General features: G+C 53.6%; 12 protein-coding genes. 8 read left to right on the top strand and 4 right to left on the bottom strand.

Going from position 1 to position 14,584, the window contains the following annotated elements; genetic code table 11:
- Positions 1–11: 11 nt before the first annotated feature.
- Both CBE73_RS12030 and CBE73_RS12025 read left to right on the top strand, forming a co-directional pair.
- Positions 12–692 (top strand): hypothetical protein, encoded by a 681-nt coding sequence (locus CBE73_RS12030; RefSeq protein ID WP_094094411.1) that lies wholly within the window; start codon positions 12–14, stop codon positions 690–692.
- Between the two features lie 134 nt (positions 693–826).
- Entirely contained in the window at positions 827–2,380 is a 1,554-nt protein-coding gene (locus tag CBE73_RS12025; RefSeq protein ID WP_094096276.1) for an MDR family MFS transporter, read from the top strand.
- A gap of 259 nt (positions 2,381–2,639) precedes the next feature.
- On the opposite strand, the gene CBE73_RS12020 is transcribed toward CBE73_RS12025, so the two are convergent.
- A complete protein-coding gene (locus CBE73_RS12020) occupies positions 2,640–3,398 on the bottom strand; it encodes a hypothetical protein (RefSeq protein ID WP_094094410.1) in 759 nt (252 codons plus the stop codon).
- 157 nt (positions 3,399–3,555) lie between these two features.
- Between CBE73_RS12020 and CBE73_RS12015 the strand changes: the two genes are divergently transcribed.
- Both CBE73_RS12015 and CBE73_RS12010 read left to right on the top strand, forming a co-directional pair.
- Positions 3,556–4,275, top strand: a complete 720-nt coding sequence (locus CBE73_RS12015; protein WP_094094409.1) for a response regulator transcription factor — start codon at positions 3,556–3,558, stop codon at positions 4,273–4,275.
- Positions 4,272–5,846: a sensor histidine kinase gene (locus tag CBE73_RS12010; RefSeq protein WP_229752709.1), complete on the top strand. Its 1,575-nt coding sequence runs from the start codon at positions 4,272–4,274 to the stop codon at positions 5,844–5,846. Before CBE73_RS12015 ends, CBE73_RS12010 begins: the two co-directional genes overlap by 4 nt.
- A 57-nt stretch (positions 5,847–5,903) precedes the next feature.
- On the opposite strand, the gene CBE73_RS12005 is transcribed toward CBE73_RS12010, so the two are convergent.
- From CBE73_RS12005 to CBE73_RS11995, 3 genes are all read right to left on the bottom strand, one after another.
- On the bottom strand, positions 5,904–6,551 hold the full coding sequence (locus tag CBE73_RS12005) for a hypothetical protein (protein ID WP_094094407.1): 648 nt from the start codon (positions 6,549–6,551) through the stop codon (positions 5,904–5,906).
- Between the two features lie 278 nt (positions 6,552–6,829).
- Positions 6,830–8,038, bottom strand: coding sequence for an LLM class flavin-dependent oxidoreductase (locus CBE73_RS12000; RefSeq protein ID WP_094094406.1), 1,209 nt, complete (start codon positions 8,036–8,038; stop codon positions 6,830–6,832).
- A gap of 256 nt (positions 8,039–8,294) precedes the next feature.
- Positions 8,295–9,725 (bottom strand): VanW family protein, encoded by a 1,431-nt coding sequence (locus CBE73_RS11995; protein ID WP_174704714.1) that lies wholly within the window; start codon positions 9,723–9,725, stop codon positions 8,295–8,297.
- Positions 9,726–9,966: 241 nt separating this feature from the next.
- On the opposite strand from CBE73_RS11995, the gene ftsE reads away from it, so the two are divergent.
- The 4 genes from ftsE to CBE73_RS11975 all read left to right on the top strand — a co-directional run bounded on the left by ftsE (position 9,967) and on the right by CBE73_RS11975 (position 14,537).
- Positions 9,967–10,653, top strand: coding sequence for a cell division ATP-binding protein FtsE (gene ftsE, locus CBE73_RS11990; RefSeq protein ID WP_094094404.1), 687 nt, complete (start codon positions 9,967–9,969; stop codon positions 10,651–10,653).
- On the top strand, positions 10,643–11,563 hold the full coding sequence (gene ftsX, locus CBE73_RS11985; RefSeq protein ID WP_094094403.1) for a permease-like cell division protein FtsX: 921 nt from the start codon (positions 10,643–10,645) through the stop codon (positions 11,561–11,563). Before ftsE ends, ftsX begins: the two co-directional genes overlap by 11 nt.
- Positions 11,564–11,602: 39 nt before the next feature.
- Positions 11,603–12,859, top strand: a complete 1,257-nt coding sequence (locus CBE73_RS11980; RefSeq protein ID WP_094094402.1) for a murein hydrolase activator EnvC family protein — start codon at positions 11,603–11,605, stop codon at positions 12,857–12,859.
- A gap of 193 nt (positions 12,860–13,052) precedes the next feature.
- Positions 13,053–14,537: a S41 family peptidase gene (locus CBE73_RS11975; RefSeq protein WP_094094401.1), complete on the top strand. Its 1,485-nt coding sequence runs from the start codon at positions 13,053–13,055 to the stop codon at positions 14,535–14,537.
- The last annotated feature ends 47 nt before the right edge of the window (positions 14,538–14,584 follow it).

Genomic DNA, 14,584 nt, shown 5'->3' with positions numbered 1-14,584 from the left:
GGAGGGGCTAAATGATGGAAAGATCCAATATAAATATCATTGGTGAGGGCAGTTCGTCGGGCGGCCAATACGGCAAGGTTAAGGTGGTGGGCGAAGCGGACTTTTTCGGAAGCATGGAATGCGAGCAGTTCAAAATTACGGGCGAAGCCACGGTGGATGGAGGACTTCTCGCCGAGGAGATCAAAGTGACAGGGACGCTCCAGCTGAAAAAGAAGGACGCTCCGCAGCATGGTTCCGCCGAAGCGGACATCTTCGGACACGGGACTGCAGAGGCGGCCCCAGGCATTCGCGCCGAAACCGTCAAAATCACAGGAGAACTTACCGTACCCGGAAGCTGCGAGGCGGAAGAGTTCAAGCTGCGCGGTCAAATCAACGCCGGAGGGGTACTCAGCGCGGAAGAGATCGACATTAAACTCCATGGCGTTAGCCGGGTCCGGGAGATCGGCGGCGCGCACATTTCGGTCAAAGCGAAAACGAATATTCCGTTCGGTGATTTGCTGCAACTGGGGATGGGTTCGCTTCAGGCCGCTTTGATTGAAGGGGATCATATTTATTTGGAGAATACGGAGGCGGAGCACGTACGAGGTATTCGTGTTGAAATCGGCCCGGGCTGCCGGATAGGCAGCGTTGAGTACAGGGATTCGCTGGAGGTCGACAGCCGGGCAGAGGTGCATTCGCAAAACCGGGTGTAGGAATCAGCCAAGATCAGCTCGAGATCGGTCCTGAGACCGATTATATGTTCGCATTTTCGCAGCTATAATAGTTGAGAAATGATTAAAGAGAAGAAACGGAGAGTGACCTGGTGTCAGCAAGTAAAAAAAATAACATGGGCCTTGTCCTAGCGGGCCTGCTGCTCGGCATTTTGATGGCCTCGATGGACAATACCATTGTGGCCACGGCCATCGGCGATATCGTCGGCAAGCTGGGCGGCCTGGATAAGTTCGTCTGGGTAACCTCGGCTTACATGGTGGCTGAAATGGCGGGCATGCCGATCTTCGGCAAGCTGTCCGACATGTATGGCCGAAAGAGATTTTTTGTATTTGGCATTATTGTATTTATGCTGGGCTCGGCTTTGTGCGGGACGGCAACTTCGATTGTCCAGCTCAGCATTTACCGGGCGATTCAGGGCATTGGGGGCGGCGCGCTGGTGCCAATCGCGTTCACCATCATGTTTGACGCCGTGCCGGCTGAGTCAAGAGGCAAGCTGGGCGGTTTGTTCGGTGCGGTGTTTGGGCTTTCGAGTATTTTTGGACCGCTGCTCGGCGCTTATCTGACGGAATATGCGGCTTGGGAATGGGTTTTCTACATTAATTTGCCGCTTGGATTGATCGCATTTGTGTTTATCGCTTTCTTCTATAAAGAATCGCGTCAGCATCAGCGTCAGCAGATCGACTGGACAGGGGCCGTTACTCTGATCGGCGGAGTCGTCTGCCTGATGTTCGGCCTTGAACTCGGCGGCAAAACGTTTGCCTGGGATTCCTGGCAGATCATGCTCCTGCTGGGCGGGTTCGTGGTGCTGACCGCCGCGTTTCTGCTGGCTGAGCTCAGAGCCAAGGAGCCGATCATTTCGTTCCGGATGTTCCGCAAACAAATCTACTGGTCCAGCAACGTCATCGCTATCTTCAGCGGTGCGGCGTTTGTGACCGCGTCCTTGTACATTCCGATCTTCATTCAGGGCGTGCTGGGCGGCAAGGCGACCAACTCCGGGCTTGTCCTGCTGCCGATGATGGTGGGCTCCGTGTTGACAGCTTCCACCGGCGGTTTCCTGATGAACAAGCTGAAATACCGGACAATTATGCTGCCGACCTTGGCTTTGCTCGTTGTCGGGCTGGCCCTGCTGACAACACTCGGCGAGGATACCGGCTTGTGGACGGTTCGTGCCTTCATGATTCTGGTGGGACTTGGCATCGGCGCCTCTTTCTCGGTGCTCAGCAACGCGGCGATGTTCTCCGTTTCGCCCAGAGATCGGGGGACGGCGAGCTCGACGCTCAATTTCCTGCGTTCCCTTGGGATGACGCTTGGCATCACGGTGTTCGGAATTATTCAGAGCCATTTGTTCAGCCGAAAAATGGAGGCGTTAGCCGGTTCCTCGGCTGACGCGGCGGGCAGCGCCGGGGCCGCAGGGAACGCAGCGGCCGGCGGCGGTTTGCCGCCGGGATTGGATCTGAGCGATCCGCACACCCTGCTGTCGCCGGAGACACGCAGCCAGATTCCGCATCAGCTGCTGGAGAGCATCACAAGCGCTTTGTCCTCCTCGATTGTTCACACCTTCGCCTGGGCGGTCGTCCCGGCGGCGCTGGCGCTGGTTACGGCCTTCTTCATGGGCCGTGACAAGCTGGAGCCGGAACAGGAGCAGGGCGAATATTCGGCGATGCATTAAGGCAGAGTGCAAAGTGCCTTAAGAGCATGTTGAGCTAAATCCTAAACTTAATGCTAAAACTACTACTAAATCTGCTCCTAAGTTTACTCCTACTCTTGCCTAGCCCCAAAGGGCCTCATCCCCACGAAATCGTGGAGGATGAGGCCCTTTTATTATTGTCGGATGGATAAACCCAACCTTTTGACATCTCCTGTAAGTTCCCTAGTTATTCTGGTCATTCTAGCGAATCAGGTTAACCTGGTTAACTTGGTTAAACCGATTATTTCGATTCATGCATGTGTTTGATTTGAGTTTCATACGTGGAAAACAGCTTGGACAAGGCTGTTTTGATCGAATTAGCATCTTTAGATGCCACAGCTTGCGCCAAGTCGATTTGTCTTTGCAGCAGGGAGTCTTCTGCCGGCGCGGCTTTTTCTAATCCGACAGCCCCAGCGTTAAGGACGGCTACGCCTTGGGCAGGCGCTGGTGCGGGTGTAGGCGCAGGTACAGGCACAGGAGTTTGATCTGCCGCTGCCGCTGGTGCCGCCACTGGTGCGGGTTGGGTTACGCCCGAAAGCTTCGAGGCGTCAATTTTAACGCCTTCAACAGGAGTCGCAGTGCCGGCCTGTACCTCGATGCTGCTGAAGTCGAAGTCTCCTTGAACGGGAACGAGGGTCAGGTTTTGATCTGCCACTGGCACTGCGGCTGGCGCTGCAGGTGCAGCTTCGGGTTGGGAAGCAGCGCTTGGGGTCGCGAACGGTCGTTCGACCAGGCTTGCCGTGTTATCGGTAATCAGCGTGTTGTATTCATTCAAGAGCTTTTCCCAGGCAGCAGCGGTTTCCGGTGCATATTGTTTAGCGACAACCAGAGGATCCTGCAGCTTCACCGATAAGGGTCCGGGCGCGGTAACGGCCTTAACCGGCTTTACGTCAGCAGTCGGCGTGGCTGCGTTGGCAAGTGCGGCGGCACTGCCGAGGGCAGACACTATCAAGGCGGATAAAGCGATTTTTCTGAATACGAATTTCTGCTTGTTGTTCATGTTTGAACGCTCCTTATAGCGGGATTGGCCTTGCACGTTTAAAGATACAGCCCAGCTATGGCGGGAGATTGGTGAAATTGTGGAAAAACAATGGCACAAACCGCAGATTTGGAACGCTGTTGATATAATGAAGCTGTAGAGAGGAGAGTCAAATTCTATGGACGACTATTTCATCGCCGTCGTTGACGACGATCAGCATATACGCAACCTTGTCGAAGCTTATTTAATCAAAGAAAGTTTCCGGACGATCGGGCTGTCCTCCGCCGAGGAAGCGTGGGAGCTTTGGCGTACAGACCCACCTCATTTGTGGGTGCTGGACATCATGCTGCCTGAGATGGACGGGTATGAGCTGTGCCGGCGTATCCGCGAACAAGCGGATGTGCCTATCATTATTATCTCGGCCAAGGACCGTGAAGTGGACAAGATTATGGGGCTTGAATTAGGCAGCGACGATTATCTCGTCAAACCGTTCAGTCCCAGAGAACTGGTGGCCCGGGTAAAAAGACAGCTGCAGCGCTCCTATAAACAGCGCCAGGCCGAACCTGCTTCGGGTTCGCATCTTGCTTCTTCCCCAGTCATTCTTCAGATCGGTCCGCTGCAGCTGTTTCCCGAAGAGCGCCGTGCTTTTTGGGACAAGAAGGAGGCGGATTTGACTTTGAAGGAGTTCGCGTTGCTGCAGGTGTTCGCCCAGCATCCGAACCGGGCTTTCACCCGGGAAGAGCTGCTTGTGCTTGTCTGGGGCGATGATTATTTCGGCAGCGACCGGGCTGTCGATCATCTTATTAAACGGCTGCGCAAAAAAATCGAACATCTGCCCATTGAGGCAGTATGGGGACATGGCTACCGCTTGCGTGCGGAGGAAGGGGACAAACGTTGAAGCTGGTTCATCAGATTAACCTGGCATTTGGTCTGCTGCTTGTCGTTGTGCTGGGAGCAACGGCGGTTATTATTCATTTTGTATTGCTGGATCACTTGATCGACGCGCAGAAGCAGGACATGAGAACGCTAAGCGCCAGTGTTGCCGGGACACTTCAGAACCAGGCGAGTCTGACTCCTGTTACGAAGCCTGGGACCCCTTCCGGCTCTTTTCTTCCCGAGTCGGCTCTGCAGGGAACTGCTGTGCCGCTGGCAGCCGGGGTTCAGGCCATCATTACCGATGCTGCTGGTAATGTTGTGTCGGGGACACTCCCAGCTCCTGTTCCGCTTACCCAATCCAGTCACTCCAACCAATCCAACCAATCGAACCAATCGAACCAACCCAGCCAACCCAGCCAGTCCGGCCAAATCAACCCACACGGCCAATCCGGCCAAGCTGGGGAGACCCTGCCTGGTCCGGTCTATCAAACAGAGCCGCTGACGATCAGCAGCGAGAAGCTGCAGGCGCTGCAAACGGGTAAAGACAGCAGCTATCTTGTAGATGTAAGTGCAATCCCTCAGGGGACATTGACGCTGGTTACCCCGGTGAGCAAAATAAATGCTCTTGAGAGAACGTTGTTCAGCCGGCTGCTCATTGTGCTTGGTGTGGGCGTGGGGCTTGTTCTGCTGCTCAGCTTGCTGATTACCCGCAGGCTGATCCAGCCTCTGATGAAGCTGCGTGAAGAGCTGAAGAAGGTGAAAGAACGCCGGTTTGCGGACGTGCGTAAAGTAAAAGCCGGGGGCGAAATCGGTGCCGTGGCACAAGTGGTCTATGAGCTGGCCGGCGAATTGGATCGGTATATCCGCGTGCAGAAGCATTTTTTTCAGAATGCCTCCCATGAGCTGAAGACTCCTCTGATGTCCATTTCAGGGTATACGGAAGGCATTCGCGACGGCGTGTTTGAAGGGGAGGATATGCGCAGGGGGCTCGACATCATTCTCAGTGAAAGCGGCCGCTTGACCCGCATCGTTTCTGAGATGACGCTGCTTGCAAAGCTGGATAGCGAAGAGGATATTTTTCACCCTGCTCCGCTCACTGTAAAGGAACTGCTGGACGAGACCGTTGAACGCGTCAATCCGCTTCTGGTTTCGAAAGGCTTGAAGCTGAAGGTGACATACAGTAAAAGGGAGGCCGAGCAGCTTAGGGTATGGGCTGACCGGGATAAACTGCTTCAAGCTTTTCTGAACGTGACCCTCAATGCCGCCCGTTATGCGAACGACCGGATTGCCATCGATGTGGAGCGCGGGGAAGACAGCCTGGTTGTTTCCATTACTGATGATGGGCAAGGGATTCCAGAGGAGCTGCTTCCGCATTTATTTCACAGATTCGTTAAGGGGAAGAATGGGGAGAACGGGCTGGGGCTTGCCATTTCACGGGCGATTGTCGAACGCTGCGGCGGATTTATCGAAGCTGCTAATCGTCAGGAAGGGGGAGCGGTCTTTACCTTCCGCTTTCCTCTTATAGGCAGGGCAGATAAGGGGGCTGGGGCAGCCCTTCCTTGGGATCATGAGCCGGGCGAGCGATCAGCTTGAGCGGGACATCGATAACAGCAGGAGCATCAGAAATCAAGGCGTACCTGATCTGTATCCTCAATCGAGGGCGATCAGCTTCCACCCGTCCGGATCGATCCTGTTAAAATAAACCAGCCAGAAGAAATCATAAATTTGCCCTTCACGAATGACCTTGCCCTCCACCGGGATACTGACTCTTCCTTCGGCATCTTGTTCAATCACACCGTCACCCGCTTGTTCGAATCGGAATTTGGGGGAACCCTCAAACTGATAATCAAAATATGTCGCAGTTTGACTGTCAGGGAACAGCTTAGCAAAAGCTTCCTTGTCTCTATCGACCACGGCCTTCATCAGTTTATTCAGCAGCCCCTTTATATCCTGGTTGACCAAAGGGTTATCCAAAGCCTGAACGTCGACGAAGATCCCTTCCTTAAAAGAAGCTGTGGATGCAGCGCTCGCCGAATCCGGAGGCGAATCGAAAGTCGAAGCGGACGAACTTGAAGGGGAAGGACTTAAAACGGAAGAACTTAAAGCAGAGGCGGGCCGCGAAATCGGCTCTGTTTGCTTTTGCGGGTTTTGCCCGGCATCTGGCTGATTGGATTCAGACAAGCTTGCCTGAACGGCAGCTGTTCTTGTGTCTAATGGATGGCTGCACGCTGTAAGCAGGCCTGTAAGCAGAATCATTCCTGCCGCTGTCTGCCGTGCAGAGATCATCGGTTTTATCATCCTGTACCTCCATTTATCGAATGGGCAGATCACCCAGTGTTTTGTAGAGTGATAAAGCTTGTTTAATTATCAAAATTTTACCAAATAAGATAACGTAAAGCGAGCAGCTCCTTCCTATCCGGGTCATTCAAACTCCATATGAAAAATAAAAAGACCTCAGTCTTGGCATTCAAGACTAAGGCCTTCATTTTTAGACGTCTGTTTTAAGATATCTATTTAGGATGTCTGTTAGATTCCATGCACACTCGTTATGGCATCTATCTCATTAAAATAGTCGGTTACACCATCGGTGACACAGGCAGCCGCAGTCCGGCCTGTTCGAGTAAAGGAATGACGGCTTCGCCGAAATAAGCCAGCTCAGGCTCGTAATCGTAAAAGGTGATCTGGATGCCGTCGATGCCTGCAGCGTGGAGCTGCTGAAGCTGCTCCGCGACCTCCTCCGGCGAACCGATGATATGCAGATGTCCGCCGACGGCGCGGCCTCTGGCGGAATGTTCGAGCCAGGACTGGCTGTCTCCGGCTGAGTGACGATCCGTAAAATTACGAATCGCTCCCAGATCGGCGTGATCCATAATCGACTGGTAATAAGCAAAAGCTTCTTCACGAGTCGGACGCACGATAATCGTCGGGTTTATGATGACGCGTACCTGGCGGCCGCGGGCCGCCGCCGCGTCCTTGACCTTCGCCACGTGGGCGGGCAGCTTCGGCAATGCATCCGCAAGCTTCTCTCCGGCGGGGCTGGAGACGAACACGATGTCGGAATAACGGGACGCGTAATCAAACCCGGCCGGCGATCCCGAAGCCGTGGCCAGCACGGGGCGGCCGTAGCGGGGACGCGGCGAGACGTAGGCATTTTCCAGGGAATAGAAGCCCCCGTTGTAAGTCAGGTTGTCTTCACCTGCCCATAAAGCGTTGCAAATTTGCGTGAACTCGGCCGATTGAGCGTAACGACGGTCGTGCTCGGCCCGGGTCATCCCGAACATGGACGGTTCATTCTCCGCATAACCCGTTACAATATTCGCGCCGAATCTGCCATTCGAGATATGATCGGCCGTCGCCAGAAATTTGGCCAGATGCATCGGATGCCAAGGCCCGTAGAGAACATGAATTGTACCCATGAGCAGAATTCGTTTCGTTACCGATGCAAGCGCAACCGCAGAAATGAAAGGGTCCAGGAAGTTCTCCCGGTAATGGGTCTCTCCGCCGAACCCGCCTTTAGGGAGCCACTGGGACAAGCCGAAGGCGATGTCGAAGCCGAGGTTTTCCGCCTGCTGCGTCAGCTGCGTGTTGTATTCAAAGGACCAATCCGTTCCCCGCGGAAGGGTGGATTGTGACCATCCGCCAGTCTGCAAGGGTAGAAAAAGACCCAGCATCAGCGGCTGGGCAAATGCTTTGGACAAAGGGCTGTCCTGAAAATGCTGCGGCTCCTGAGGAGTTGGCAGCAGGGCTTTCGTCAGGTTGTTCGATGATGGGGATGTACCGCTCATGATGCATCTGCTCCTATCTGATAATCTCTTTATAAATGTTGCTATAACCTGAAATCCCGAAATCCCGAGATTCTATAACCCCGAAATTCGGTAACAACGTCCCGATATTTAAATCCGATATATACGATCATTATAATGTGATTTAAATGGAAATCAAGCGGAAAGTGAAGCCAAAGCCATCAAAAAAGAAAGAGGGCCGGGTTTCCCTGCTTCTGTCTGTCCCTGGCCCCTTGTCTGTCTCTGGCCCTCTGCCTTTCTATGGATGAACTCCATCTTCAATGATTTTCGGTCCAGACGGAGGTTGGGTTTGCCCAGTCCCTGCCCCCGGATCAGTGGCGGCCGTATGCACGGCTACCAGCGAAGGCTGCGAAGGGTAGGTGTCCCGTGACAGCAGCTCTTCCTTGCCTGGCTGGCCATCCGTCCACTTGATCCGGTAAGTCTCCACAATGTAACCGGGTGTTCCCTGTTTGAGTGTCTGACGGAGACCGGCGGGCAGGGCGGGATTGCTGATATAACGGACGCTGGGGCTGAGCACCTTCACGGTCTGTGAACGGATGGTGTAGTAGACATTGCTGGGCAGGTTGCCGAACAGCTTGACGGTCATGGCTCCGTTCCCCGATTTGGCGCTGATCAGCAGGTAGCCGGAGGTGTTGTTTTTAAATTTGAAATTGATATACCCGGTGGAAAAGGTTGCGTCCTGTCCTATAGGCAAATAGCCGACAGGTTTGGAATGGTTGCGCCGTTCTACGATTTCTAATCCGGCACGGATCGCGGCCCCGTACAGGGTGCCGGACACCTGGCAAATACCGCCGCCCACCCCCGGAGCCAGACGGCCCTGGATAATGACAGGCGCTTCGCAGAAGCCGTATTGGCTTTCTGCCTTCCGGATGACTTCAGCGTAGTCGAAAACTTCGCCCGGGGCGAGCAGCATGCCGTCAATGACCTTGGCAGCAGCATCCACGTTGTGGAGCCGGCCGGAGGAGCCGGTCAGCCTAGTGGTAAATAGAGAGACGCGCCGGTCTACCCCCTGAGCTTTCAGGCTGGTGACCGTCACCGGCGGAGACGCCATTTCAAGCGGGAGTTCGACCTTCACTGGATGGTTTCCCGGATTGGCTCTAAAAACGCGGGGCGTTTGACTCAGCAGCGTCTTCCCTAATTCATCCCATTGAATCCGCAAAGCTTGTACCTCCGGGATGTAACCGATCTGGTCCCCGGGTCTAATGACCCGCTCCGCATTTTTCATCGCGCCGAATTGCCGTATTTCCCAATCTTCATTCAGCGTTTTCTTCAGTACAGAGTCATTGAAAAGGACCTCGGTGCTCCAATTCTTTTTGAAATCATAACGGTATTTGGCCTTCTCCCACCAGTTGCCCTCCTGCAGCCGGGCAAGCGCCTGAAGCAGCTCCTTCGATTGGATGGTGATGCCGCTCCGTCCCCAGGTCGCTTTAATAGAAAGAGCCGGTTTCTGGCTGACCAGCACAATAGGCTGCTGAAGCAGCGCCTCTGACTCTTTGGCCAGCAGGTCCGAAACCTGGCGGGTCTCCATGCCGCCTATGGGCAAACCGCCGATCACAACGCCGCGCGGGACCGTAGTTTGTCCGCCATACAGGATCAGGGCTCCCCACAAAGCGGCTGCAAGCAGCAGGAGGGAGGATGAGGTATAAATGAGCAGCTTTTTGTTTCTCATAAACGGGCTGTCCCTCTCTTCTGAAACAGTTTGTACCCTTGTCTCTCTATATGTATGCGAAGGAATGAAAGAAAAGCAGGAAAAATTTTGGTACTCAAAAGGTAACAAATTTGTTACAATAAAAAACAAGCTGATGAATTTGCTCATGTTTTAAAGGAATTGACGAGATCATGTCGAAGTGTAAACGTTGTTGCCATTTTACGTTTTATCTTTATATCAACAAGATTTAGGAAGTGATGCAGTGATTGAAATGCAGGATGTCTGGAAGACTTATCCGAATGGAGCCCATGCTCTGCAGGGCATATCCGTCAAGATCGACCGGAATGAATTCGTTTATATTGTTGGTCCCTCCGGTGCGGGGAAATCGACATTCATGAAGCTTATCTATAGAGAAGAAGTACCCACCAAAGGCCAAATTTCAGTAAGCGGGTTTAACATCGGCAAGCTGAAACCGCGCAAAATCCCTTACGTCCGCCGCAATATCGGCGTCATTTTTCAGGATTTCCGGCTTCTGCCCAAGCTGACGGCTTACGAGAACGTGGCCTTTGCGCTTGAGGTGATCGAAGCGCCTAAGAAGATCATCCGCAAACGGGTGATGGAGGTGCTGGATCTGGTCGGCCTGAAGAATAAAGCAAACCGCCTGCCGGCTCAGCTCTCGGGCGGCGAGCAGCAGCGCGTGGCGATCGCCCGCGCGATCGTTAACAATCCGACCGTCATCATTGCGGACGAGCCTACCGGCAACCTCGATCCCGAGACGTCCTGGGAGATTATGCAGCTCCTGGATGAGATCAATTTCCGGGGAACAACCATTGTAATGGCCACCCACAACAAAGATATCGTTAACACCATGCGCAAACGGGTTATCGCCATTGAGCATGGCAACATCGTACGCGACCAGGCGAGAGGAGAATACGGATATGACTTTTAGAACCTTCTTGCGGCATTTGCGGGAGGGGATGAAGAACATATTCCGCAACGGCTGGATGTCCGTGGCCTCCATTACGTCCATTATCGTTTCGTTATTTATACTCGGGGTGTTTGTCCTGCTGGTGATCAATGTCAATTCGTTTGCCGACGAAGCCGACAGCCAGGTGCAGATCAGCGCTTTCCTCAATACGGGAGTCGACGGCACCACACGGCAGCAGCTGCAAACTGCGATCGAAGGCATGCCTGAGGTCAGCAAGGTGACCTTTGTTGATAAGGCCCAAGGCTTACAAGATCTTCGAGAGAAGCTGGGCGCAGACGGCAACGACCTGCTCGAAGGGTACACGGAGGATACGAACCCGATCCCCGATACGTTCAAAGTGGAGGTTATCGAGCCGTCTACCGTCTCTTTTGTAGCAGGCAAGATTCAAGAGTTGAACAAGCAGTACAGCGCCGACCAGCAGCCGATTTATAAAGTGAGGTACGGCCAAGGAACGGTCGAGAAGCTGTTTAAGGTGACGCGTTTGATCCGCAATATCGGATTCGCCTTTGTAGCCGGATTGGGAATCATGGCGATGTTCCTGATTTCCAATACGATTCGTGTAACGATCCTGGCACGGCGCCGGGAGATCGGCATCATGAAGCTGGTTGGAGCGACAAATTCGTTTATCAGAGGTCCTTTCTTCGTGGAAGGAGCCTTGATCGGCCTGATCGGCTCTGTGGTCACCGTGGCCCTGCTGTATTCAGGATACCAGACGCTTGAGAACGCGATCGGCTTTGATGTTACGCTTAATTTCCACCTGGTTCCGCTGCAGCAGTTCGGTTACCCGCTTGGCGGACTCATTATCCTGCTGGGCGTTCTGATCGGCGTCTGGGGCAGTACCGTGTCGATTCGTAAGTTCTTGAAGGTGTAGCCGGAAAGTCAAACTGATACAGAAACGGAGAATTAGATATTGAAAAAGTGGATTTCTGTCGTTGCCGTTATCGTTTTGGCCATAGGGCTGGTACAGCCTACCCAAAGTTTCGCTGCTAAAAAAACCATCGATCAAATTGATCAAGAGCTCAAAGCGCTTAAAGAGCAGGCCAAGCAGGCTCAGGCGAAGCAGGATCAGGCCGAGAAGCAGGGCGAAATCGCCCAGCACTACGTCAATAAGAATAAGAACTATTTAAATGACCTGCTTGGTCAGATCAAAACCGTAAGCGATGAGCTGGCCAGCATCTCCAAGGATATCAGCGATTCGGAGGAGCAGCTCCGTCAAACGGCGAAAGAGCTGGACGAAACCGAACAGCGTATCCAGGAACGCAGCAAGCTGCTCGATAACCGTGTCCGGTTAATGTATACGGACGGTGCGGTTTCTTATTTGGATGTAGTTTTGTCCTCGACAAGCTTTTCCGATTTCCTGGACCGGATCGATACGCTGACGGCGATTGCGAACCAGGACAAGCAGCTGCTTGAAGAGCATAAGAAAGACAAGGAACTGGTGCTTCAGGAGCAGGAGAACCTGGAAGCCGGATATGCGAAGACCAAGAAGCTGTATGCGGAAGCGGAATCCCGCAAGCAGGTGCTGGCCGACAAAGAGCAGGAGAAGCAGCAGCTGATTGCCCAGTACAGTGATGAAGTTGAGGAAAATGACGACATCAGCAGTGAACAGGACAAAATTCTCGTCGAGCTCGTTACTAAACAGGCAGCGCTTGAGAAAGAGAAGAACAAAATCCGCGCCGAGCAGATCTATACGTACAAGCAGCAGCAGGCGGCTAAAGCCGCCGCAGCCAAGAAGGCGTCGGAGGTTCCTGCCTCGACGAACTATGCTCCGGGCGATGGCTCGCTGGGACTGCCAGTCGGGCATGCCCGAATCTCTTCGCCGTTCGGCTATCGGATTCACCCGATTACCGGCGTGAAGAAGCTGCATGCCGGTGTGGACTTTGCCGTGCCGATCGGAACGGATGTCCATGCGGCTGAAGGCGGGGTAGTAGTGCTGGCCGAATGGTACAGCGGTTACGGCAATGCCGTTATTGTCGATCATGGCAACAATACATGGACCCTTTACGGACATCTTAGCAAGTTTAAGGTGGAGAAAGGCGATACGGTTAAACGCGGCCAGGTGGTTGCCGAATCCGGTAACACGGGTCAATCCACGGGTCCGCATATGCACTTTGAAGTGCGCGTCAACGGAGAACCTACTGATCCGATGCCATTCTTAGCTTACTAAACGGTAACAGCTATTATAATCCGGTAAATATTTCGGACAAGCCGAACATATAATATAATAGGATGGATAATTGTGGACGGATGCTTCTCCAAAGGTTTCAGGGAGGGGCATCCGTTTCTGAACAATCGGTGATCATGAACCGGGCCTTCCGGTACAGGTTACAGCTGAACAACGAAAAGGCGGTGCATGATTGATGTTCAAGAAGCAGACGGTAATCCTGCTGATGCTCGTAACGCTGCTGGGCAGCAGCGTGCTGACCCTGCTCTTTACCGGGCAGCTCAACTTCACGGCGAGCGGAAGTGGAACCTCGACGGCAGGCTTGTTGTCCGAACTGTCGTCCGGGCAGTCCGGCAGCAGCAAAGCGGACTTAACCAAATTGGAGACAGCGCTGAAGCTGGTCAAGCAGAATTATTACCAGGATGTAGATACAACCAAACTGGTAGACGGAGCGATCCAGGGAATGATGGATGCGCTGGATGATCCTTTTTCTTCTTATATGAGCAAAGAGACAGCCCAGGAATTTAATTCGCAAATTCAGGGGTCCTTCTCTGGAATAGGAGCGGAAGTATCGCTGGAGAACAGCAAAGTGGTCGTGGTGTCGCCGATTAAAGGTTCCCCGGCCGAGAAGGCGGGTATCCGGGCCAAAGACGTGCTGCTCTCGGTGAACGGCGAGTCGCTGGAAGGCCTTAGCCTGAACGAGGCTGTAGCCAAAATCCGCGGACCGAAAGGCAGCAGCGTAGAGATCAAAGTGCAGCGGGACGGAACGTCCGAACCGATGACATTTAATATTAAACGGGACGATATTGCGCTGGAGACCGTCTACGCCAAAATGACGGACGATAAGATCGGCTTGATTGAAGTGACCGAGTTCTCGCTGAATACGGATCAACGATTCAAGGATGAGCTGACCAAGCTGGAAAGCCAGGGCATGAAAGGTCTGGTCATCGATGTGCGGAACAATCCGGGCGGGGTGCTGTCCGTTGTAGAGAATATGGCGGGACTGCTGGTGCCGAAAGGCAAAACGATCGTTCAGGTAGAGAACAAGGCCGGTGCAAGGGAGAAAATGTCGTCAACCGGTTCCAGCACGGGCAAGCCTTATCCGGTTGTCGTTCTAACCAATAAAGGCAGCGCCAGCGCTTCAGAGATTCTGGCAGGCGCACTGAAAGAGTCCGCCGGAGCGAAGCTGATCGGTGAGACCACCTACGGCAAGGGAACCGTTCAGCAAAGCTATGATAGAGAATTTGGCGACGGCAGCCTGATCAAGATCACAATGGCCAAGTGGCTGACGCCAAACGGAGAGTGGATTCATAAGAAAGGGATCAAGCCGGATATTGCCATTGATCAGCCTGCTTATTTCTCGGTCGCGCCGATCAACAAGGACGCCGCGCTCAGCTACGACAGCAACAGCGACGATGTGAAGAGCGCGCAGACGATGCTGCAGGGGCTAGGCTATAAACCAGGCCGTGAGGATGGTTATTTTAGCAAAGAGACGGTAGCCGCGGTCAAGCAGTTCCAGGTGGACCACAAGCTGACCGAAAGCGGCAGCATCGATAAGCAGACCGCCGAGCAGCTCGAAGCCGCTTTGGTGCAGAAAATTGCTGATCCGACCAACGATGCCCAGCTGAACCGGGCATACGAAGAAATCCGGAAGGAAATCGGCGCCTCCGCGTCGAAATAAAAGAATCAAGCTGGGAAGGCTGGGAGCAGCCTTCCCTTTTTTTGAGA

The sequence above is a fragment of the Paenibacillus physcomitrellae genome (genome assembly GCF_002240225.1).
GTDB lineage: Bacteria > Bacillota > Bacilli > Paenibacillales > Paenibacillaceae > Fontibacillus > Fontibacillus physcomitrellae.
Note: the sequence above shows the minus strand (reverse complement) of the source record. Positions and strands in the feature narration are given on the sequence as shown.

Coding starts and splice junctions, on each gene's coding strand:
- ftsX (WP_094094403.1), top strand. CDS start 10,643: ATGACTTTTAGAACCTTCTTGCGGCATTTGCGGGAGGGGATGAAGAAC.
- CBE73_RS12020 (WP_094094410.1), bottom strand. CDS start 3,398: ATGAACAACAAGCAGAAATTCGTATTCAGAAAAATCGCTTTATCCGCC.
- CBE73_RS11975 (WP_094094401.1), top strand. CDS start 13,053: ATGTTCAAGAAGCAGACGGTAATCCTGCTGATGCTCGTAACGCTGCTG.
- CBE73_RS12005 (WP_094094407.1), bottom strand. CDS start 6,551: ATGATAAAACCGATGATCTCTGCACGGCAGACAGCGGCAGGAATGATT.
- CBE73_RS12025 (WP_094096276.1), top strand. CDS start 827: ATGGGCCTTGTCCTAGCGGGCCTGCTGCTCGGCATTTTGATGGCCTCG.
- CBE73_RS11995 (WP_174704714.1), bottom strand. CDS start 9,725: ATGAGAAACAAAAAGCTGCTCATTTATACCTCATCCTCCCTCCTGCTG.
- CBE73_RS12000 (WP_094094406.1), bottom strand. CDS start 8,038: ATGAGCGGTACATCCCCATCATCGAACAACCTGACGAAAGCCCTGCTG.
- CBE73_RS12015 (WP_094094409.1), top strand. CDS start 3,556: ATGGACGACTATTTCATCGCCGTCGTTGACGACGATCAGCATATACGC.
- CBE73_RS12030 (WP_094094411.1), top strand. CDS start 12: ATGATGGAAAGATCCAATATAAATATCATTGGTGAGGGCAGTTCGTCG.